Genomic DNA, 20,147 nt, shown 5'->3' with positions numbered 1-20,147 from the left:
TTCGGTGCCAGAATGGACTCTGGCACCGTTATTGAGGTTAGGCTGTTGCAGCGTTTAGAGCGGCATCGTAGTTAGGCTGTTGCGCAATCTCTGGAACCAGTTCTGAATGCAGTACTTTGCCATCACGAATCACCACAATGGCTCTAGCCAGAAGCCCACGCATACCTGAATCGATGATTTCGACGCCAAAGCTTTTACCAAACTCTGGGTTACGGAAGGTGGATGCATTACTGACCCTCTCTAGACCTTCGGCACCACAGAAACGTGCTTGTGCAAACGGTAGGTCTGCTGAGACATTAATCACCTCAACGCCATCATGACTCGCCAACTGCTCATTGAACGTGCGGACTGAGGTGGCACAGGTTGGAGTATCGATACTCGGAAAGATGTTCAAAACAACCGTTTTGCCTGCGAGGTCAGACAGAGAGAACTCAGACAGGTCGGCAGCTGTGAGTGTAAAGTCTGGACAGTCGCTCCCAGCAGCAGGAACATCTCCATAGGTATGTAAAATATCTCCGCGTCGCGTAATTTGAACCATGTTATTACCTCATTATATAGAGTGATTTAGTTATAGGTATACTCATTACGCTAGCGGCAGACACTTGGATTTAATTACTCAGAGGCAGTGATTGCCTGTTTGATTTTTTTGTCAGTCTTATATTGGCTAAGTGCGTAGACTGACCAGATGGCAGCTGGGATCCAGCCAATCAATGTAAGCTGAAGTATTAAACAGAAGATTCCCGCTATAGGGCGACCGATGGTAAAAAATTGCAGCCAAGGTAGAAGCAGGGCAAGTAACAGTCTCATAAGATTTCCTTTTGGTTTAGATATCTTAACAGTAGTACAAAGTTTAAAAATTGCCCCAAAAAAAACCGGCTACTGCCGGTTTTTTTTAATGTTCCAACGATTAGATTCGTTCGAAGATGACAGCGATACCCTGACCACCACCGATACACATGGTTACTAGCGCGTATTTGCCACCAGTACGTTGCAGCTCGTGAATCGCCTTAGTCGCGATGAAAGCACCGGAACAGCCAACAGGGTGGCCTAATGCAATAGCGCCACCGTTCGGATTGGTTTTGTCTGCAGGAAGACCTAGACCTTTAGAGACTGCAATCGCTTGAGCGGCAAAGGCTTCGTTAGATTCGATCACATCCATATCATCAATGGTTAGGCCGGCACTCTCTAGTGCGGCTTTTGATGATGGGATAGGGCCTTCACCCATGATGTGGTTAGGTACACCGGCAACCGCGTAAGAGACGATCTTAGCGATAGGTGTCTCACCGTTTGCTTTAGCGGTTTCAGCATCTGCAAGCACAAGGAAGGCTGCACCGTCATTGATGCCTGAAGCATTACCTGCTGTAACAGTACCGTCTTTCTTAAATGCAGGACGCATGCCGCTCAGTTTTTCTGCGGTCGTACCTGGTTTAGGGTGTTCGTCCGTATCAAACACAGTTTCGCCTTTGCGAGACTTCAGTGTGATTGGAACGATCTGATCTTTGAATCGACCTTCATTAATCGCTACTTCAGCACGACGTTGTGACTCTGCCGCGAACGCATCTTGCTCTTCACGAGAGATGTTCCATTTTTCCGCCAAGTTTTCAGCCGTGATCCCCATGTGACCAGCGCCAAATGGATCGGTCAGAACGGACACCATCGCGTCAATCATGCCAGTATCACCCATGCGAGCACCGGTACGCATAGCAGGTGCCATGTAAGTACCGCGTGACATCACCTCGACACCACCGCCAACAGCATAGTCGCATTGACCTAGCTCGATCTGTTGAGCACTGGATACCACCGCTTGAAGGCCTGAAGCACATAGGCGGTTAACAGCCATCGCAACTGAGTTCATAGGTAGACCTGCCTGGATAGAGGCAACACGTGCAACGTAGGGGTAGCGTGATTCTGTTGGAATACAGTTACCAACCGTCACGTAGTGGATCTTCTCGGGATCCGCTTTAGAACGTGCAACCGCCTCTTTCATAACAGTGCCCGCTAGCTCTGCTGGCTCCATAGAACTTAGGCTGCCACCAAAAGCACCGATTGGTGAACGCATTGCGCTTAGAACAACTACTTCACGTGTCATCTGCATATCTCCTTATGCACAATTAATTTTGGTATTCCGACAATATATAGGGTTATCGCTACAAATACATGACCAAGTCGACTAATTGATAGTTATAATCAAGAAAAAATTTGAGGTGTTTATGTTTGTTCTTTTCGATATGGATGGCGTGTTGGTCGATTCCGAACCGCAGTGGAAGCTTGTGGAACAGGAGGTGTTGGCTAAGTTTGGTATCCATATGGAGATCGAAGAGCTCAAAAAACACGCCGGCGCAACGACCTTTGATTTCATGACCAAGATGAACCGTCTCTACCCAGAGAAAGGCCTGGTGGTTGAAGAGATGGTTGACCAAGTCATTTCGGAGATGGAAAAACGGTTGGTGACACTGCCGTTGATGAAAGGGGTAATGGCATTCATCGACCAGCTTCAAGCCGATGCCGTTCCAATGGCGATTGCCTCCAGTTCGGCGATTAGATTGATTGAAGCGGTGATTAAGACTCATAACTTACCGATCACTGTCTATGCCTCAGGCTCAGAGATTGGACTATCTAAACCTCACCCCGAGGTGTTCCTACAAGCCGCGAAACGGATCGGTGCTGATCCTTGGCAAGTGCTCATCATCGAAGACTCTGTCAATGGAACGATTGCCGGTAAAGCAGCTTCGATGTCGGTGGCTGTTGTGCCGGAGAGTTTCCCACCAAGATCTGAATTGTCGATTGCGAATCATGCCTTTGAATCGATGACCGATCTGCATGATTATTATCGTCAAGGTGGGTTTAGCTACCTAGGCTAATTTTAGGGAGCCTACGAATAGGTCCATGACATCTCAGGCTCCCTAGGGTTTCTGTGAAGAGGCTTCCTCTGCCTGTGCTTGAATAGCCTCTTCATGGATATCGAAACTGTGCTCAGACTTCTGTTCCGCCAAGCCCTCTAATGGCTCCAGAGTTTCATCGGTCAGTGAGTCGCTCTCAACTATAGAGTAAACGGGCTGATCCGTTTCATTAACCCCTTGTACCGCCTCAACCACTTCGTCTGGGAATAGCTCTTCAATCGCAGTGTCGGGTAGATCCTCGGTACGAGGGTCAAACTCTGCAATGACCTGTGTTTCTGGCATCGCAGGGATAAACTGCTCCTGCTCTTCGATCGGTACGGGTGGTTTTTGTACCTGTCTGAATAGTGTAAACACGACCAGCATCAGCAGAATAACCACGAATCCCAAGAACAACGAACCGGGTGCAAAAGAGCCCAGTAGCATTGAGCCTAACAGTGGCCCTGCAATACTGCCAAGGCCATAGCTCAGCATCAGTGTCGAGGAGGCGGCAACACGCTCCTCACTGCGAATCAAGTCGTTGGTAATCGCTACCGCTATTGAGTAGATCGCCGCAATCATCGCCATGAACAGTGAGGTCGAAAGAATCAGCAGCACAAACTGATCAGAACCAAACAGTGATGCTCCCAGAGCTGCTAGAGCTGCGACGAGGGCGGTTGCCGTTAACACTTTGCTTCGTGTGACGCGGTCACAAAGCCAACCAATGGGCCAAGCGAACAGCATCGCGCTCATAACCGATATCGACATCAAGGTAGCAATTTGATCCGTTGCAATGTCGCTCAATGTGGCATAGAGCGGAACCAGTGCGTAGAACGAACCGATCAACAGCCCGCCACAAAATGCTGAAAAAAGCCCCAGCGCCGATTTACGCCAGAGTCGCTGCAGTGACATGAACTCTGCAGTCTCTAGGGGCGGTGATTGAAGGCGTGACGCAGAGAGAGGGATGACGGCTGCGATCAGTAGAAGCCCCGCAATGATGAAGGCTGTGGATATTTGCAGGCCAGAGGAGTGGCCGAGAATGACCTGCCCTGATGCTGCCGCTGAATAGGCTGCAATGGTGTACAGAGAGAATAGGGTAGCGCGGTTGTTGTCGCTAGCCACGGCGCTAAACCAACTCTCTATCGCAATGAATAGACCAGCAACGCTGAACCCGCCGATAATCCTGAGTAGACTCCAAACCCAAAAATCCTCAGCGAAGGGGTAGAGCAGAGCGGCCATCGCGGCAAGACTGGCCAGTGTCGAGAATGCCCGAATGTGTCCCACTCTGATCAGCAGCCGTTGAGCAAAGATTGAGCCAATCACAAACCCGATAGAGTAGAAGGTCATGATCCAACCAATCTCGGTTGGCGGTGTATTCGCCATACCCAAACGAACGCCAATCAGCGACATCAAATAGGCATTGCCAGACGCTACAAGCATCAGGCTCATGAATAGAGCCAGAAGAGAGATAAATATTAGGCGCATATTGGGCGTTACTTGCCAGAGGTGGAGTTTTGAAAATCGTTTAGCCGCTTCATTTCGACATCAAACAGCACTTTTAAGGCCTCTCGCACATGTCGAACGTGGTCCATGGCAGCCGATCGAGCCCAGGCCGATTGTCCTGTGGTCACTGCCTGGTAGATTTCGCTGTGGTGTTTATCGACCACCTGCTTAAAGCCCCCTTTCTGGTTGAAGTTTCTAACAGCCTCTTGAATGCTAATCAGCGTCAGATCCTTCAAACTTGACAAGGTGTGTATCAATACCGAGTTGTGGGATGCCTCGATCACGCGTCTATGAAACTCATGGTCCAAGTTGGCATCCCAATCGGGGGCTACCGACTCCATCTTCTTGAACGCCTCACGAATGCGATACTGATCGCGAGCGGTCGCTCGTTGTGCGGCTAGAAAGCAAGCTTGCCCCTCCAGCTGTTCACGGACCTCAAGAATTTCCAGTACAGCCTTGGGATCCTGACCAAACAGATTGATCAGAGCGGACTTGTTTTCTGAACTGGTGACCGCGCAGGAGACAAATGATCCTCTACCGTGGTGCGTTTCAATGATCCCTTTACCCGAGAGTATATGCAGTGCCTCTCGAACAATGGTACGCGACACACCTAGACGTGCAGAGAGGGATCGTTCAGACGGGATCTTGCTCTCCGGTCCTAACTCACCATCAGCAATCAATTTTTGCAGATATTGAGTGACTTCATTAACAGCGCTGCTTGCAGATTGGCTCATCTATTTCGCATCTCGGTATGGATTGGTCAGACCAGTTTTCCACGCCATCAATTGAAACGCAAGCCCCATCTGGGTTTGAATGCATAAACGTTTCATCGAGTGAGTGACCATCAAATCAGTGGTTTGATTTCAAGTGGTCATACCAGTAGACAGCTGCGTAAGTTTTTGTGACAGCATCGCTCTATTGGTCTGTCTACTACTCCAATTTAAGAGGTTGAACTTATGCTCGAACTGAAACGCTTAGATATTGAAGATGCTCGTCTGTTAATCGAAGGGGCTCGAAACCGAGCTAATGAGATTGGTGTACCTATGTGTATCGCGATAACAGATGAGTCAGGGAATTTGATCGCTTTTGAACGTATGGATGGCGGTAAAACCACCAGTGTAACCATCGCTCAAGACAAAGCCTACACCGCAGCGGCTGCTCGCAAAGCGACGCACGAGTACAACGCTGCATGTACACCCGGCTCGTTGGTGTTTGGTATTCACACCTCGATGGGTGGACGTCTGTGTGTTGTGGGCGGCGGTTATCCCGTGGAGTCAAATGGACAAGTAGTTGGTGGCATCGGATTGAGTTCTGGTACACCAATGCAGGATATGGAGTGTGCTCAAGCTGGTATAGAGTACTGGCAACAGCAGACTCAACAATAAAAAGTACCCAGAGTGGGGTCGGAGATCAGTATGCAGAGTGCAGTGGCTAGCCCGGATCGTGTTGCTAAGCGTCAACGCATTGCTCAGCGATTTAATGAGTTCATTGATTCGCACTACGTCATCAGTGACAGCGAAACGTTAAAGCCTTATGAGTGTGACGGCCTTTCAGCCTATTGCGAAGAGGCGTTGATCGTTGTTTTGCCATCAACGGTAGAGCAGGCACAGAAGGTTCTTAAAATTTGTCACGAAGAGAACATCCCTGTGGTAGCTCGTGGTGCAGGTACCGGTTTGTGTGCCGGTGCTATGCCTCATGGTGATGGCGTGGTCTTATCGATGGCGAAGTTCAATAAGATCCTCGAGATCGATACTGACGCTAGAGCGGCTCGCGTTCAACCGGGTGTTCGCAACCTAGCGATTAGTGAAGCGGCAGGTGATTACAATCTCTATTACGGTCCAGACCCTTCGTCGCAAATAGCCTGCACCATTGGCGGTAACGTGGCTGAAAACTCAGGGGGTGTCCACTGCCTTAAATACGGTTTGACCGTGCATAACCTGTTAAGTGTTCAGTTCCTGACGATGGAAGGTGAGCTGCTAACCATCGGCTCAGAAGGTCTTGATAGCTGTGGTATGGATCTGATGGCGCTGTTCACAGGATCCGAAGGGCTATTGGGTGTGGTCACCGAAGTGCGAGTGAAGCTGCTGCCAAAACCTGAGCGTGCTCAGGTAGTGGTTGCAGGATTCGACTCGGTACCCAAAGCGGGTGATGCCGTCGGTGAGATCATTGCTAAGGGTATCATTCCTGGCGGTCTTGAGATGATGGATGGCTTTGCCATTAAAGCGGCTGAAGATTTTGCCAAAGCGGGCTACCCCGTCGATGCTCAGGCTCTATTGCTATGTGAGGTCGATGGCACCGATGAAGAGGTGGCGGAGCATATTGAAGCGGTTGAAACGCTGTTTCGTGAACTGGGAGCCACCTCGGTTCGCACATCTCAAAGTGAAGAGGAGCGTGCACGTCTATGGGCTGGGCGTAAATCAGCCTTCCCAGCCGTTGGACGTATTTCACCAGACTACTACTGCATGGACGGGACGATTCCGCGTGGTCAGCTAACGCATGTGCTGCTCGAGATGCAGAAAATGTCAGAGCACTACGGTCTGCGTGTGGCCAACGTTTTCCATGCCGGCGATGGCAACTTGCACCCACTGATTCTCTTTGATGCGAACGTACCGGGTGAGCTGGAGCGCACCGAAGAGTTCGGTGGCAAAATTCTTGAACTCTGTGTTGAGGTGGGCGGCTGTATCACGGGCGAGCACGGCGTAGGCTATGAAAAACTCCGTCAAATGCCGGCTCAGTTCAGTGATTCAGAGATCGAGCAGTTCCACAAAGTGAAGCGTGCCTTTGATGCCAAAGAGCTTCTTAATCCCGGTAAAGGTATACCGACCTTGAGAAGTTGTCAGGAGTACCGTTCGTTGGATCTTGATCTAACGCCCAATGCTCAGGTTAGCGCCAATAGCAATACTGATGCAGGAGAGTTCCGTGTCTGATTTAACCAATGAATTGATTAGCCAAGTCCGTGATGCGGTTGAGGCTAAAGAGACGCTGGCTATTTCAGCGGGTGGCAGTAAAGCCTTTATGGGACGTCAGATCGAGACGGATCGTACCATCGATGTCAGTGGTCACACAGGCATTGTTAGCTACCAACCGGTTGAGCTCGTTATGACCGCACGTGCCGGTACCAGACTTGCAGAGATTGAGTCTGCACTATCTGAACACAATCAGATGCTGGCCTGTGAGCCGCCACGTTTCGGTGGCAAAGCAACCTTAGGTGGTACATTGGCCGCTAACGTCTCAGGTCCGGGGCGCCCTTGGTACGGATCCATTCGTGATCATGTATTAGGCGTCAGGTTGATCAATGGCGAAGCGGAACAGCTGCGGTTTGGTGGTCAGGTGATGAAGAATGTCGCCGGTTACGATCTTTCGCGTCTGCAAGCGGGTGCGATGGGTGGATTAGGCCTAATGACCGAGATCTCTCTAAAAGTACTGCCTAAACCAGCGACTACCCGCACTTTGAAGTTCGCAATGGATCAAGCCGAAGCGATACAGCGCATGAACTCCATGTCAGGTCAGCCAAAGCCGATTACAGCGGCTTATTGGCACAACGGAGAATTGTTTGTTCGTCTGGCAGGTGCAGCCTCAGCAGTTGATGCGACTGCAAAAATTTGGGGTGGTGATGAACTGGCTCCAGAGGTTGCCTTGGCTCTTTGGGCGGATCTGCAAGATCAGAAACCAGCCCTATTCAATGCGGAAAAAGTCTGGCGCTTCTCCGTTAAGGGCAGTGCGGATGTCCTACCCATCGAAGGGGATTCATTAATCAACTGGGGTGGCGCTGAGCGCTGGTATGCCGGTGATCACAGTTTCGATCGTATGGTGGAGCTAGCAGAGAGTGCTGGTGGACAGGTTTCACTCTACCGCGGAGGTGATCGTACTGACGAGGTACTTCATCCGGTTAATCCATCAATTCAGGCTCTGCAACAACGCATTAAAGCGTCTGTCGATCCGCAGGGGGTATTCAATCCCGGCCGTGCGTTTGGTTGGTTGTAGGAGTCAGTGCAATGAAAACGAATATAGTTCAAACCTTCCTAGCGACGCCCGAAGGACAAGAGGCGGAAGAGATTCTGCGTAGCTGCGTTCACTGTGGTTTCTGTACAGCAACGTGCCCAACCTACCAAGAGTTGAATGATGAACGAGACGGCCCGCGTGGTCGAATCTATCTGATCAAACAGCTGTTGGAGACCGATGAGGTGACCGAAAAAACTCGGACACACCTAGATCGCTGTCTGACCTGTCGTTCATGTGAGACGACCTGTCCATCGGGCGTTCAATATGGACGTCTAGTTGATATAGGTCGTGGCATTGTTGAGAAGAAATTGGATCGCCCTGTTACGGAAAAAGTGGTTCGCTGGGGATTGAAACAGGTTCTGCCTCACGCTAACCGCTTTGGTCCGCTACTAAAAGTAGGTCAGGTGTTTAAACCGATTCTACCTGGCGCTCTGGGTAAGAAGGTCCCGCCTAAACGTAAAGCCTCTCCTTGGCCAGCCAAACGTCATGCTCGAGTTATGATGGCTCTTGCCGGTTGTGCTCAACCCAGTGCTGCACCCAATACCAATGCGGCAACGGCTCGGGTACTGGATAAGCTAGGAATCACTCTGGTTGAAGCACCACAAGCTGGATGCTGTGGAGCGGTGAATTACCACCTGTCGGCACACGAAGCGGGTCTTAATGAGATGCGCAAGAACATTGACGCCTGGTGGCCAGCGATTGAAGGGGGTTGTGAAGCCATTGTGATGACCGCGTCTGGTTGCGGTGCCATGGTTCAGGAGTACGGGCATCTATTAAGAGATGACCCAGACTACGCGGAGAAGGCCAAGCGTGTGAGTGAGCTGACAAAAGATATCAGTGAGGTGCTGCTGGCTGAAGATCTGTCACCACTTGCTCCCAATACTGATGGTGAAAAGATCGCGTTCCACTGTCCTTGTACCTTGCAGCACGCTATGAAACAGAGCGGCTCCGTAGAAAAAGTACTCGAGAAAGTGGGCTTTGATCTGGCCAAGACCAAGGATAAGCATCTCTGTTGTGGTTCCGCGGGCACCTACTCGATTCTTCAGCCGAAGATCAGTCAAAAGCTGCTAGCCAATAAGGTTGAGGCACTGACAGGGGATAAACCGACACAGATCGCTACCGCGAACATTGGGTGTCAGTTACACATTGAGACAGCTTCGCCGGTACCGGTTAATCACTGGATTGAACTGTTGGATCGATAAGATCGCAGTCACTATTAAAGGGGCCTTGTTAGGCCCCTATTTATTTGTCACTGCTTCTATTTTTCAGTTTCGGATTCGGGTGTGACGAGATGATCTCGGTTCCAAAGAGTGGGGTAGAGCGGAATCCAAAGTGCTACCAGGGCGAGGGTGCCAAAGCCACCAAATAGAATGGAGGGGACCGCACCAATCCAGGCGGCAAGTGCACCTGATTCAAATTCACCCAGTTGATTGGAGGTTGCAATAAAGAGTGAGTTAACCGCGCTGACCCGTCCGCGCATCTCATCGGGTGTTTCAACCTGAACCAGTGTTGAGCGAATCACAACACTGATCATATCGGCGGCGCCAAGAACAAACAGAGCGGTCAGCGATACCCACATCACTTCAGAGAAACCGAAGACCAGAGTGCCCAAGCCAAAGACCCAGACGGCCGCATAGAGCCAACGCCCGGAGTGTCGTTGAATCGGGTATTTTGCAAGCAAGAACGACATCGCAACGGCCCCCGCCGCTGGTGCGCTTCTTAACAGGCCTAAACCGACTGAATCGGTCTGTAATATATCGTGCGCAATCATCGGTAGAAGAGCAGTAACGCTGCCGATTAGAACCGCCAGTGTATCGAGCATTAACGATCCCCATACCGGTTTGTTGCGCCAGACGTGGACAAAGCCCTCAAACAACTCTTTGCGACGCTGCTCGCTTCGGTCCCGTTTGATGGCTGTATCTTTCATGCCAAACAGCGTCACAATCGATATTAAGACGAACAGCATGCTAGTGGCATAGAGTGTGCCGGCTCCAAAAATATAGATGACGCCACCTAAAGCCGGACCAATAATTGTAATGGTCTCACGAGCTGAAGCGGTCAGTGTCATCGCTTGGGTCAGAAGCTGGCGCGGCACCAGATTCGGCACCATCGCTTGCCCCGCAGGCATGCTGAAGGTTCTAGAGACGCCCAGCATGAAACAGGCTATGTAGATGATCCCTTCTGTAATGGTCTCAGTGAAACTGGTTAAGGAGAGCGCACCAATGGTGATTAACAGCAGCACCCGACTCCAAATCATCACCTTATGACGATCGTATCGATCGGCCATGTCGCCTGCGTGCAGCGTAAACAGAATCTGAGGTACATAACGCGCCAGACCAACCCAGCCAAGCGCCATAGCGCTTTCGGTCATCAGGTAGACCTGCCAGCCCAAGCCGATCAGCATCATCTGAATCGCCATGCCGGAGGTGAGTTGGCTGGTGAGGAACCGAACAAATAATCCCTGTTTTAATAGCCTGGTGTCACTCACTGGTCTGAATCCTTAGAGGGGTTTCTGGCCTCTTCATGACTCTCTAATCTATGGCCTGCATCAATAAATTTTGGCAGACGCAAATTGCCAAATATGGCGGCCAGTCGGGTTAGAAAAATGACTAACATTGCCAAGTAGGAGAGGAGTATCGGGTCGACGTAACCTTCGCCTAATACAAATACCATCGCACCGAGTATGGTGCAGGTGGCATAGAGTTCGCCGTCGCCACCGCCAAGAATCATCGGGTCTTCATTGGTTAGCACATCACGGATAAGGCCGCCTGCAACGGCTGTGATACAGGCCATCATGACGACCAGTAGGGGCGATAGATCAGCCATCTGGGCCTTTTGCGCACCGATGATTGCAAAAAGTGAGATACCGGCGGCATCGAATATCAGCAACAGTCGGCGCGGGTAGCGAAGATAACGCGCTAAGATAAAGGTCACGAGACCCGCAATCAGTGCCGTTGATATATACCAGGTCTCTTCAAGCCAAAAGATGGGGCCGTTGTTGATGGTTAGGTCACGAATAGTCCCTCCACCTACCGCAGTGACGACGGCTAATACCATGACGCCAAAGATGTCGATGCGCTTACCGGTGGCGGCTAAGGCACCGGTGATAGCAAATACAACCGTCCCTAGAAACTCGGCAGCGAGTAGTGGCTGACTAAACAACAAAAGCCTCCCTTTGCTCTCTATGGATGCAAGCTTATCTGTGCGACAATCGGACTCATATTTATATGGGTCAGTGTTGGTATGAATTGTGCATTCTTTCACTCAAATCATCCATGAGTAAAGGATCTATTTGATTATGAAAATTTCTGAAGCGGGCGTTAAGTTTGGTACCAGTGGCGTTCGAGGCTTGGTCAGTGAGCTAACCAATGAGGTCGCGTACGCCTTTGCTGCTGCGTTTTGGCAAGCGGCAGGTCAAGGGACCCGTGTTGTTATAGGTCATGACTTACGACCCTCCAGCCCGCAAATTACCCGAGCCTGCATGGCGGCCATGAGAGACTTAGGTGTCGAGGTGATTTATGTCGGTGCATTGGCAACACCAGCCGTCGCCTACTACGCGTCTAAGATGCATGCGCCTGCGATTGTGGTGACTGGCAGCCATATCCCGTTCGATCGGAACGGCATTAAGTTTTACAGCGTCGAGGGTGAGATCAATAAGGCACATGAAGAGTCGATCTCATCGGCCGAGGTAGTGCTGCCTCAAATTATTGAGTGTCCAGAACTGCCTGCGATTGATGCTGGTGCTAAGTCGGCTTACCTATCACGCTATGTTGACTGTTTCGGTCAAGATCTTTGTTCTGGCTTGAGGGTCGCTATCTATCAGCACTCAAGTGTTGCTCGTGATCTGTTAAGTGAACTGTTCGAGGCAATGGGGGCAGAGGTGATTGCCCTTGGCAGGACAGAACAGTTTGTGCCTATCGATACTGAAGCGGTGCGTACAGAGGATATTGAACAGGCTAAGCGTTGGGCGTCTGAGGTTGGATTTGATCTTTTGGTCTCTACCGATGGTGATGCGGACCGTCCTCTCATCGCCGATGAGACAGGGACCTTTTTCCGCGGTGATATTCTGGGTGTCCTCACAGCAAAGGCGGTCGGTGCAGAAGCGGTTGTGACTCCCGTCAGCAGTAATACGGCACTGGAATTAAGCGGTTGGTTTGATCAAACGCTGCGTACACGAATAGGCTCACCCTATGTGATTGCAGGAATGGAGTCGGTTGCAGAGGGTGTTGTTGCCGGTTTTGAAGCGAACGGTGGATTTTTGTTAGGTAGCGATGTTGGACTGAATGGGTCAACGCTTTCAACGTTGGCGACGCGTGATGCTGTTCTGCCAATGCTGGCGGTCATCTACCTCGCCAAACAGAATCAGCTTAAGGCCAGTCAACTGTCGGCCGAGCTGCCAGAGCGATACACCGCATCGGATCGCATTCCAGGGATAGCGACCGAGTGGAGCCAATCGATGTTACAGCGTCTGAATGAGGGACAGCTGCAGTTTGAATCGCTAATGCCTTGGTCTTTGGGTGGTATTCGATCAGTCGATCAGACCGATGGTTATCGTGTCGACTTTGATACTGATACGATTGTCCATCTTCGTCCCTCTGGTAATGCTCCAGAGCTGCGCTGTTATGTCGAGATGAACAGTGAACAGGATGCGACAGAACTCTGTCGTCGGGTACTTAACAAGGTCGAGCAACTGTTTAAGAGTGAAGTATAGATGTTAAATTTTGCTGCTAACCTATCGTTTCTATTTTCAGACCTTCCCTTTTTAGAGCGTTTCGTTGCGGCAAAAAAAGCCGGTTTTGATTCGGTCGAGTATCTTTTCCCGTACGACTATCCTGCGGAACAGATTAAAGACCTTTTAAATGAGTCTGGTTTGGAGCAAGCGCTGTTCAATGCCTCTGCCGGTGATTGGGGTGCGGGTGAACGTGGGCTAGCGGCGCTGGTCGGTCGCGAATCTGAGTTTAAAGCCTCGATTGAACAGGCGGCCTCTTATGCCGAGGTGTTGGGCAATCGACGTCTGCACATCATGTCCGGGCTAGCCGATTTTTCCGATCCAAAGGCATTTGAAACCTATCTGAATAATTTAACCTGGGCGGCCGATCAACTGAACTTATCAGGTATCAATGTGTTAATTGAGCCGATTAACAGTCGTGATATGCCAGGCTACTTTTTAACGACACCTGAGCAAGCTGCAGAGGTGATTGAGTTGGCCAATCGCACAAATTTAAAAATGCAGTTTGACCTCTACCATGCTCAGATTATGTGCGGGGATCTTATTACCCGTTTAGAGCGATACTGGCCTCTGATTGATCATATGCAGATCGCATCCGTGCCCGATCGCAATGAACCATCCAGCGGCGAAATCAACTACTCCTACCTCTTTAACTGGCTCGATCAAAAAGGGTATCAAGGATTCATTGGTTGCGAATATCGACCTAAAACAACGACTTTAGAGGGTTTGGGTTGGTTGTCTGACTACAAAAGGTCATCTAATGGATAAACCCAAGGCGCTTCTTGTTGCCGGCATTAGTGCTGAGCTAAAAGGTATGTTGGCGGAGGTGGTTGAACTGGTTCCGCTAAATAAGCAGGGTGATGCGAATCAGTTTTTAGCGGATCAGGGTGCCGATTTTGAATTGGTGGTCACCAGTGCCGGCAAAGGCTGTGCAAACGCATTGATGGAGCAGCTGCCCAATCTTAAAGTGATCTTTAACTGGGGCGTTGGCTATGACAAAGTGGATGTCGAGTTTGCGACTTCGCGCAATGTGTATGTGACCAACACACCCGACGTGCTTAACGAGTGTGTGGCGGATATGGCGATTGGGATGCTGATCTCACAAGCGCGCTGTATGGGCGAGGCTGAACGCTTTGTTCGTCGCGGTGAATGGCTTAGCAACCCAACACCACCGATGGGGCAAAAAGTCAGCGGTAAGCGCCTGGGTATTGTCGGATTAGGACGCATTGGATTGGAGACTGCTAAGAGAGCCGAGGCGTTTTCAATGCAGATTCGCTATCACAATCGTCATCCACGGGAGGATGTCGACTACGCTTATGAAGCGTCGATTGTTGAGCTGGCAAAATGGTCCGACTACTTGCTTCTGCTCTGTCCAAGTACGCCAGAGACCTATCAGATGATCGATCGAGAGGTGTTACAGGCCTTGGGACCACAAAGTTCGCTGATCAATATCGCCCGCGGTGCGGTGGTGGATCAAAAGGCACTGGTTGATCTTCTGCTGTCCGGTGAGTTGGGTGGTGCGGCGTTGGATGTCTTTGAGAGAGAGCCAGAGGTGCCAGAGGCGCTAATGGATCTGCCTAATGTGTTGCTATTGCCACACGTTGGTAGTGCCACGTTTGAAACCCGAACGGCAATGGCCCAGTTGGTTGTCGATAATGTAAAAGCCTATATCGAATCAGGAAGCCTGGTTACTCCCGTCAATTAGTCCAGTAGGTAAATGCTGGTAAAGAACCAGAGGGTGATGGCTGTGCTGGCAAAAATGATGGCCAGTCTAACCCAGCTGTTTGGAATCCTCTTGGAGATGATGCCTGCTGCATAGCCCCCAATCAGTGTGCCAACCAGCAGTATCAATGTTTCGTTCCAGCTAATCAGATCATTGATTAGGAATAGCACAATGGCACAACCTGAAATGGTCGATGAGTAGAGCAGTTTAAGTGCATTCATCTCATTAACAGAGCGATAGCCTGCTAAGCTGCAGTAACTCAGCAGTAATATCCCCAGTCCTGCATTAAAGAATCCACCGTAGATTGATACGCCAATAAAAAGCAGGGTAAATAACCCGTTTTGTGCTTTATCGATATGGCGATGTTTTTGGCTCCACTTTTGTAATGTCTTATTAAACTGTCCGCCAAAAATAAACAGCAGAGTCGCGAAGAGTAGTAGCCAAGGCACGGCTTTTTCAAATTCGCTGTTAGAGGTTTGTGTTAACAGGTAGGCACCTATTATTCCGCCGATCGCAGAGATAAAAGAGAAGATCAGAAGTTTTTTAGGTGAATCTTTTATCTCTTGTCGAAGCGCATAGGTGCCCGAAAGATAGCCAGCTGTTGCAGCAAAGGTGTTGCTGGCATTGGCGATGACAGGGGGAACCCCAACAGCAATCAGAGCGGGGAATGTGATAAAACTTCCACCGCCAGCAAGAGAGTTTACGATGCCACCTAAAATACCTGCAGCGGCAAGAAATAGAATCTCTTCCAAACTTATTGACTCTTTAGCTGATTGATTAAATGCCAAATTGATAAGGCTAAAGAGACCGCTGCCGTGACAATAAGCACCTCTGCCATAGTGATCCCTTTAATGATCTCTGGCGTGTAGCCACATAGCTCCCAAGGTTCAAATATTGCCGGAAGCCAAAGGTGAAGGGGAAACCAGTTTGGGAAAGGGTCGCTCAATGTGCAGCTGCTCTCAAACCAGTAGCGCTCGATCCCTAAAACTTGGTAGCTCTGGTAAAGCAGAAAAGCCATCAGTGGAACAAGTAAAAAGGCGAGCAGCGTCTGTATAGAACGCGCTGAGAAGATCTTCCCGGATACTGCCAAGAGAAGGGCGCCAAAGAGTGTGGCACGAATCTGTACGCAGAGAGCACAGGGACCGTAGTCGAGTAGGTATTGAAAAACTAAAGCCCCAGCCTCGAGGCCTAACGCGAGTAGAAGGGTGTAGCTCCAGATGAGCGGTTTTGGCGATTCTCTAAACTTAAACATGGCTTCTTTGAATGGTTATTTTCTAGGTGATTCTAATCATCTTTTTATTCGCTGTCGCTATTAAAAATTAGAACTTTGTAAATTTATTTAAATGGATTTATTCGTGGTTTAATTTAATTGTTTGGTTTAGGTTTTTTAAATATTTTTATTTATTTAAATTTTTATATTGAGAAAACTATTTATTTTTATATATTATGTTGGCGTTAAATTAAAACTGTGCATCCCCTTTGCCAACTATTAATAGTATTAGGAATTTTTGATGAGCGATTTTATTAAAACTCTTTTGCGCAAAAACTCTCTTCGTAAACAGTGCCAATCGGTTGGTGCAGATGAGATCGAAAAAGTGATTGCCGATCTAACGGATATTCTTGAAGAGCGTCGCGCTGAGGAAGCTGCTTTACTAGAGCAGAACCGTGCAAAGCTGGAGGCGATTGAAGCGATTCGCCAGAAGATGCGTGAAGCGGGTATTGCGCTCGATGAGCTAACTGGTATCACTGAATCGGCGCCTAAATCTCGTAAAGAGGTGAAAGCTAAGTACCAGATTACCGATGCAAGTGGTCAAACCCATGCCTGGACAGGTCGCGGTCGCACTCCAACTGTATTCGCAGAGTACATGGCTTCTCGTGGTATCACAAAAGATCAACTGCCAACCATAGATTGATATATAATCGCCCTATGAGTGAAGGCCCTTCCTCGGAAGGGTCTTTTAGTTTCTATGTTTTGAGGTTGCGTCCGCATGTCTGATGAAAAACTGCAAAAAGTGTTGGCGCGCTCCGGTGTAGGCTCACGTCGTGAGATGGAGCGTTGGATCGAAGAGGGTCGAGTCGAAGTAAACGGCAAATTGGCGACTCTTGGTGATCGTGTTTCTGCTGAAGACCAGATTAAGGTCGATGGCAAATCTATTGAACTGAACAGTGCGGGTAGCCAAACGGCTCGAGTTCTTATCTACAATAAACCCATTGGTGAAGTCTGCACTCGCCATGATCCTGAAGGCAGGCCAACTGTCTTTGATAATCTGCCGAAGCTTAAATCTGAGCGTTGGGTTGCGATCGGTCGTCTCGATATCAATACATCGGGTCTTTTGGTTTTTACTACCGATGGTGAGATTGCTAACAAGATGATGCACCCATCGAGCAACATTGACCGCGAATACGCGGTTCGAGTTCTAGGTGATGTCAGTGATGCTGTACTCAAGCGTTTAACCGACGGTGTTCTGCTTGAAGATGGCATGGCTAAGTTTACCGACGTTCGTTACTTCAATGGTGAAGGTGCCAACAAATGGTTCCACTGTTGTGTCATGGAGGGGCGTAACCGTGAAGTTCGTCGTCTTTGGGAGTCGCAAGAGCTGCAAGTTAACCGTCTAAAGCGTGTCCGTTTCGGGCCGGTATTCCTCCCCAGTGACGTTAAGGTAGGCACTTGGCGTGAGCTTGGTCAGAAAGAGGTCGACATTCTAACGGATGAGCTGATGCTGGAGCGTCGTAAAGTGCCTTCGATCAATCCCGAAGATCTTGATCGTAAAGAGCGCGAATACAAACGCCAGAAGATACGTCAAACCACCGATCATAACCGTGATTCAGCCCGACAGGACCGCCGTAAGCGTAAGGTTCGTGTCGTGGGCAAGCGTGGATAGGGTCTTCTTCTCTCAGTCTGACTGGATGGGGTGGATAGTGGTGTCAGACCAGAGGTCAGACACCAGTGTATTAAACTCACTACGCAGCTGCGGGTCTGACCTCTGGTCTGACCCAGCTCTTGCACTGTTTTCCAGATAGGCATTAAATTCTAACTGCGGATGACAGGCTGAAGGCCAGTCATCTCTACTAAGATCGCGGCCTTTTTAAGACCGCTCCAACGTTGGTAATGGCCAGCCTTTAGGCTGGGTATTCGCTCTCTAGCTAAAATCCGCAGCGGTCATTGCACCTTGTGCATCTATATTCTGTCCGTTGACTCCTTTGCTATCAGGTCCCATTAGGAATAGATACGCAGGTTGGATATCGTCGGGTGTTGCAATGGTGCTTGGGTCCTCTGCAGGGTATGCGTAGGCACGCATTGCAGTGGCGGTACCGCCTGGATTGATGGCGTTGATGCGGATGCTTGGGTCATTCTCTAGCTCGTCAGCTAAAGTCTCCATCAGTCCCAGTGTGGCGAATTTAGAGACGCAGTAGGCACCCCAGTAGGCACGGCCCTTGGTCGCAACCCCCGAAGTGACAAAAATGACTGAGGCGTCTTCGGATTGTCTAAGCAGTGGCATTAGGGTCTGTGTCAAGATGAACGGTGCATTGACGTTCACGCGCATCACCTGTTCCCAGATGATCGGGTCGTAGTTCTCAATCGAAGTTCTTAGACCAAGAATCCCGGCATTGTGCAGGATGCCATCTAGCTTGCCAAAGGTCTCATCCAGTAAGTTAGCCAGCTCAATGTAGTCGGGTTCGCTTGCCTTGTCGAAGTCGATCGGCACGATGGCAGGCTGTTTACAGCCTAGCGCTTCAATTTCATCGTAGACAGCTTCAAGCTTCTCTTCGGTACGGCCCGCTAATATGACGGTCGCGCCTGCTTTGGCGTAGGCGATAGCTGAGGCTTTACCAATTCCATCACCGGCACCGGTTACCAGAATGGTGCGTCCTTCAAGAAGTTGCTCGGGAGCGTCGTAGGTAAACATGCTTAGACCTTTTAAATAAATTGTTCATTAAGAAATGAGAGAAGATTCTCGGACTGATGAAGTACATGAGTTGCTTGCCACTCCCTATAATCCTCGCCCTGCGCTAGGTAACCGAAAGTGCAGGCTACCGTTGGTGTGCCTGCCGATTTACCAGCGACAATGTCGCGAATATGGTCGCCAAAGTAGAGTGAGTGCTCTGCTGCTGCATCAACCGTTTTAAGCGCTTTGATGATCCCTTCTGGATCGGGTTTTGATTGGTTGACGTCCTCTGGGCAGATGCAGACACTGCAGCGATCAGTGAGTTGCAACTGTTCAAGCACGATATCCGTCAATTCGCGAGGTTTGTTCGTCACAATGCCCCAGGGAATCTGCTGCTCTTCAAGCCAGCTCAACGCTTCGTTAAAGCCGGGAAACAGACCGCCACTCTCGACGGGGTTACTTCTATACAGAGAGAGAAACTCATTGTGAAGTGCTGTCTCATTGGCAATGAACTGCTCTGGGAAAGCGGCCTTAAGCATCGGCTTTCCGCCGTTCGAGGCATTGTCCCTAATTAGCTGAAAATCGGGCTCCGCGAAGCCGTGGTTCTGTGCCTGCTGACAAATGACGCGATAAAAGTCCGGGGCTGTATCCAGCAGTGTGCCGTCTAGATCAAAGAGTGCAGATCTCATAGTGGTTTGGTCGCGGCAACCAGATAGTTCACGCTGACATCATTAGCATTCAGTGCGTAGACTTTGGTCAGTGGGTTGTAGGTCATGCCGGATAGGTCATCCACCTCCAGTCCAGCAGCACGCATGTGGTTGGCCAGTTCAGCCGGGCGGATGAACTTGTTGAAGTCGTGTGTGCCGTTGGGAACCAGTTTAAGCAGACGCTCTGCACCCAAAATGGCAAACAGGTAGGCTTTCGGGTTGCGATTTAAAGTCGAGAAAAAAACGCGTCCACCTGGTTTGGTTAGGGCTGCACAGGCTTTTACGACCGAAGCTGGGTCTGGAACGTGTTCTAGCATCTCCATGCAGGTGACGACATCAAAGCGCTCTGGGTTCTGTTCAGCGAACTCTTCCGCTGTTGTGCGGGTGTAATCGACTTTAACGCCAGACTCTAGGCCGTGCAGTTTGGCGATTTTTAGTGGCGCTTCACCCATATCAATGCCGCTAACTGAGGCGCCGCGGTGCGCCATCGCTTCCGATAAAATGCCACCGCCACAGCCGACATCTAATACCTCTTTGCCGGCCAGATCAGCATGACGATCAATGAAGCCAACTCGCAGTGGGTTGATATCGTGAAGGGGTTTGAATTCACTCTCTTTATCCCACCAGCGTGATGCAAGCTCTTCGAATTTAGAGATCTCTTGTGGGTCGATATTCAGGTTTGTTTGATCGGTCATTTAGGCTACCAAAGTGGCAATTCAT

General features: G+C 49.9%; 22 protein-coding genes. 10 read left to right on the top strand and 12 right to left on the bottom strand.

Translation table 11 applies throughout. The features are described from left to right. Positions 1–37 precede the first annotated feature (37 nt). From tpx to XMM312_RS03510, 3 genes are all read right to left on the bottom strand, one after another. Positions 38–538, bottom strand: a complete 501-nt coding sequence (gene tpx / locus XMM312_RS03520) for a thiol peroxidase (RefSeq protein ID WP_173481338.1) — start codon at positions 536–538, stop codon at positions 38–40. Between the two features lie 74 nt (positions 539–612). Then, positions 613–807 (bottom strand): YqaE/Pmp3 family membrane protein, encoded by a 195-nt coding sequence (locus XMM312_RS03515; RefSeq protein ID WP_173481337.1) that lies wholly within the window; start codon positions 805–807, stop codon positions 613–615. Between the two features lie 100 nt (positions 808–907). Beyond that, on the bottom strand, positions 908–2,089 hold the full coding sequence (locus XMM312_RS03510) for an acetyl-CoA C-acyltransferase family protein (protein ID WP_173481336.1): 1,182 nt from the start codon (positions 2,087–2,089) through the stop codon (positions 908–910). A gap of 121 nt (positions 2,090–2,210) precedes the next feature. Between XMM312_RS03510 and XMM312_RS03505 the strand changes: the two genes are divergently transcribed. Next, on the top strand, positions 2,211–2,861 hold the full coding sequence (locus XMM312_RS03505) for an HAD family phosphatase (protein WP_173481335.1): 651 nt from the start codon (positions 2,211–2,213) through the stop codon (positions 2,859–2,861). Positions 2,862–2,903: 42 nt separating this feature from the next. Here XMM312_RS03505 and XMM312_RS03500 read toward each other — a convergent pair whose 3' ends face one another. After that, positions 2,904–4,361 (bottom strand): MFS transporter, encoded by a 1,458-nt coding sequence (locus tag XMM312_RS03500; RefSeq protein ID WP_173481334.1) that lies wholly within the window; start codon positions 4,359–4,361, stop codon positions 2,904–2,906. Positions 4,362–4,369: 8 nt separating this feature from the next. Further along, the gene (locus XMM312_RS03495; RefSeq protein ID WP_173481333.1) at positions 4,370–5,113 is read right to left on the bottom strand and encodes a FadR/GntR family transcriptional regulator; all 744 of its coding nucleotides are present in this window, start codon (positions 5,111–5,113) and stop codon (positions 4,370–4,372) included. 222 nt (positions 5,114–5,335) lie between these two features. On the opposite strand from XMM312_RS03495, the gene XMM312_RS03490 reads away from it, so the two are divergent. Genes XMM312_RS03490 through glcF form a run of 4 tightly spaced genes read left to right on the top strand, consistent with a single transcriptional unit; the run spans position 5,336 to position 9,583 of the window. Then, positions 5,336–5,764, top strand: a complete 429-nt coding sequence (locus tag XMM312_RS03490; RefSeq protein WP_173481332.1) for a heme-binding protein — start codon at positions 5,336–5,338, stop codon at positions 5,762–5,764. Between the two features lie 30 nt (positions 5,765–5,794). After that, on the top strand, positions 5,795–7,306 hold the full coding sequence (locus XMM312_RS03485; RefSeq protein ID WP_173481331.1) for an FAD-linked oxidase C-terminal domain-containing protein: 1,512 nt from the start codon (positions 5,795–5,797) through the stop codon (positions 7,304–7,306). After that, the gene (gene glcE / locus XMM312_RS03480; protein WP_173481330.1) at positions 7,299–8,363 is read left to right on the top strand and encodes a glycolate oxidase subunit GlcE; all 1,065 of its coding nucleotides are present in this window, start codon (positions 7,299–7,301) and stop codon (positions 8,361–8,363) included. Before XMM312_RS03485 ends, glcE begins: the two co-directional genes overlap by 8 nt. An 11-nt stretch (positions 8,364–8,374) precedes the next feature. Then, positions 8,375–9,583 carry a glycolate oxidase subunit GlcF gene (glcF, locus tag XMM312_RS03475; RefSeq protein ID WP_173484634.1) on the top strand — a complete coding sequence of 403 codons (1,209 nt, stop codon included), beginning with the start codon at positions 8,375–8,377 and terminating at the stop codon, positions 9,581–9,583. 56 nt (positions 9,584–9,639) lie between these two features. Here glcF and XMM312_RS03470 read toward each other — a convergent pair whose 3' ends face one another. Then, positions 9,640–10,869, bottom strand: a complete 1,230-nt coding sequence (locus tag XMM312_RS03470) for an MFS transporter (RefSeq protein WP_173483086.1) — start codon at positions 10,867–10,869, stop codon at positions 9,640–9,642. After that, positions 10,866–11,645: a trimeric intracellular cation channel family protein gene (locus XMM312_RS03465; protein ID WP_371739685.1), complete on the bottom strand. Its 780-nt coding sequence runs from the start codon at positions 11,643–11,645 to the stop codon at positions 10,866–10,868. Before XMM312_RS03465 ends, XMM312_RS03470 begins: the two co-directional genes overlap by 4 nt. Positions 11,646–11,679: 34 nt before the next feature. On the opposite strand from XMM312_RS03465, the gene XMM312_RS03460 reads away from it, so the two are divergent. From XMM312_RS03460 to XMM312_RS03450, 3 genes are read left to right on the top strand one after another with little or no spacing between them, the layout of a single operon-like run. Beyond that, positions 11,680–13,092, top strand: coding sequence for a phosphomannomutase (locus XMM312_RS03460; RefSeq protein ID WP_173488713.1), 1,413 nt, complete (start codon positions 11,680–11,682; stop codon positions 13,090–13,092). After that, positions 13,093–13,878, top strand: a complete 786-nt coding sequence (gene otnI / locus XMM312_RS03455; protein WP_173481326.1) for a 2-oxo-tetronate isomerase — start codon at positions 13,093–13,095, stop codon at positions 13,876–13,878. Then, complete coding sequence (locus tag XMM312_RS03450; RefSeq protein ID WP_173483085.1) at positions 13,871–14,815, top strand: 2-hydroxyacid dehydrogenase; 945 nt, start codon at positions 13,871–13,873, stop codon at positions 14,813–14,815. The genes otnI and XMM312_RS03450 overlap by 8 nt, the downstream gene beginning before the upstream one ends. On the opposite strand, the gene XMM312_RS03445 is transcribed toward XMM312_RS03450, so the two are convergent. Beyond that, positions 14,812–15,585, bottom strand: coding sequence for a sulfite exporter TauE/SafE family protein (locus XMM312_RS03445; protein WP_217362073.1), 774 nt, complete (start codon positions 15,583–15,585; stop codon positions 14,812–14,814). The two genes, XMM312_RS03450 and XMM312_RS03445, sit on opposite strands and share 4 nt — an antisense overlap. 2 nt (positions 15,586–15,587) lie before the next feature. Next, on the bottom strand, positions 15,588–16,085 hold the full coding sequence (locus XMM312_RS03440; protein ID WP_173488712.1) for a disulfide bond formation protein B: 498 nt from the start codon (positions 16,083–16,085) through the stop codon (positions 15,588–15,590). A 259-nt stretch (positions 16,086–16,344) separates the two neighbouring features. Between XMM312_RS03440 and XMM312_RS03435 the strand changes: the two genes are divergently transcribed. Together XMM312_RS03435 and rluB are read left to right on the top strand one after the other, a co-directional pair. Then, on the top strand, positions 16,345–16,746 hold the full coding sequence (locus tag XMM312_RS03435; RefSeq protein ID WP_173483084.1) for an H-NS family nucleoid-associated regulatory protein: 402 nt from the start codon (positions 16,345–16,347) through the stop codon (positions 16,744–16,746). Between the two features lie 75 nt (positions 16,747–16,821). Then, a complete protein-coding gene (gene rluB / locus XMM312_RS03430; protein WP_173488711.1) occupies positions 16,822–17,715 on the top strand; it encodes a 23S rRNA pseudouridine(2605) synthase RluB in 894 nt (297 codons plus the stop codon). A 258-nt stretch (positions 17,716–17,973) separates the two neighbouring features. On the opposite strand, the gene XMM312_RS03425 is transcribed toward rluB, so the two are convergent. From XMM312_RS03425 to ubiG, 3 genes are read right to left on the bottom strand one after another with little or no spacing between them, the layout of a single operon-like run. Next, entirely contained in the window at positions 17,974–18,741 is a 768-nt protein-coding gene (locus tag XMM312_RS03425) for a YciK family oxidoreductase (protein ID WP_173488710.1), read from the bottom strand. 11 nt (positions 18,742–18,752) lie between these two features. After that, positions 18,753–19,409, bottom strand: coding sequence for an HAD family hydrolase (locus XMM312_RS03420; protein ID WP_173488709.1), 657 nt, complete (start codon positions 19,407–19,409; stop codon positions 18,753–18,755). Beyond that, positions 19,406–20,122 carry a bifunctional 2-polyprenyl-6-hydroxyphenol methylase/3-demethylubiquinol 3-O-methyltransferase UbiG gene (ubiG, locus tag XMM312_RS03415; RefSeq protein ID WP_173488708.1) on the bottom strand — a complete coding sequence of 239 codons (717 nt, stop codon included), beginning with the start codon at positions 20,120–20,122 and terminating at the stop codon, positions 19,406–19,408. Before ubiG ends, XMM312_RS03420 begins: the two co-directional genes overlap by 4 nt. Between the last annotated feature and the right edge of the window lie 25 nt (positions 20,123–20,147).

Origin of the sequence: Marinobacterium sp. xm-m-312 (assembly GCF_013283295.1) — a bacterium.
Taxonomy (GTDB): Bacteria; Pseudomonadota; Gammaproteobacteria; order Pseudomonadales; family Balneatricaceae; genus Marinobacterium_E.
This window is presented reverse-complemented; position numbering and strand designations above follow the sequence as displayed.

Coding starts and splice junctions, on each gene's coding strand:
- tpx (WP_173481338.1), bottom strand. CDS start 538: ATGGTTCAAATTACGCGACGCGGAGATATTTTACATACCTATGGAGAT.
- XMM312_RS03515 (WP_173481337.1), bottom strand. CDS start 807: ATGAGACTGTTACTTGCCCTGCTTCTACCTTGGCTGCAATTTTTTACC.
- XMM312_RS03510 (WP_173481336.1), bottom strand. CDS start 2,089: ATGACACGTGAAGTAGTTGTTCTAAGCGCAATGCGTTCACCAATCGGT.
- XMM312_RS03505 (WP_173481335.1), top strand. CDS start 2,211: ATGTTTGTTCTTTTCGATATGGATGGCGTGTTGGTCGATTCCGAACCG.
- XMM312_RS03500 (WP_173481334.1), bottom strand. CDS start 4,361: ATGCGCCTAATATTTATCTCTCTTCTGGCTCTATTCATGAGCCTGATG.
- XMM312_RS03495 (WP_173481333.1), bottom strand. CDS start 5,113: ATGAGCCAATCTGCAAGCAGCGCTGTTAATGAAGTCACTCAATATCTG.
- XMM312_RS03490 (WP_173481332.1), top strand. CDS start 5,336: ATGCTCGAACTGAAACGCTTAGATATTGAAGATGCTCGTCTGTTAATC.
- XMM312_RS03485 (WP_173481331.1), top strand. CDS start 5,795: ATGCAGAGTGCAGTGGCTAGCCCGGATCGTGTTGCTAAGCGTCAACGC.
- glcF (WP_173484634.1), top strand. CDS start 8,375: ATGAAAACGAATATAGTTCAAACCTTCCTAGCGACGCCCGAAGGACAA.
- XMM312_RS03460 (WP_173488713.1), top strand. CDS start 11,680: ATGAAAATTTCTGAAGCGGGCGTTAAGTTTGGTACCAGTGGCGTTCGA.
- otnI (WP_173481326.1), top strand. CDS start 13,093: ATGTTAAATTTTGCTGCTAACCTATCGTTTCTATTTTCAGACCTTCCC.
- XMM312_RS03450 (WP_173483085.1), top strand. CDS start 13,871: ATGGATAAACCCAAGGCGCTTCTTGTTGCCGGCATTAGTGCTGAGCTA.
- XMM312_RS03440 (WP_173488712.1), bottom strand. CDS start 16,085: ATGTTTAAGTTTAGAGAATCGCCAAAACCGCTCATCTGGAGCTACACC.
- XMM312_RS03435 (WP_173483084.1), top strand. CDS start 16,345: ATGAGCGATTTTATTAAAACTCTTTTGCGCAAAAACTCTCTTCGTAAA.
- rluB (WP_173488711.1), top strand. CDS start 16,822: ATGTCTGATGAAAAACTGCAAAAAGTGTTGGCGCGCTCCGGTGTAGGC.
- XMM312_RS03425 (WP_173488710.1), bottom strand. CDS start 18,741: ATGTTTACCTACGACGCTCCCGAGCAACTTCTTGAAGGACGCACCATT.
- XMM312_RS03420 (WP_173488709.1), bottom strand. CDS start 19,409: ATGAGATCTGCACTCTTTGATCTAGACGGCACACTGCTGGATACAGCC.
- ubiG (WP_173488708.1), bottom strand. CDS start 20,122: ATGACCGATCAAACAAACCTGAATATCGACCCACAAGAGATCTCTAAA.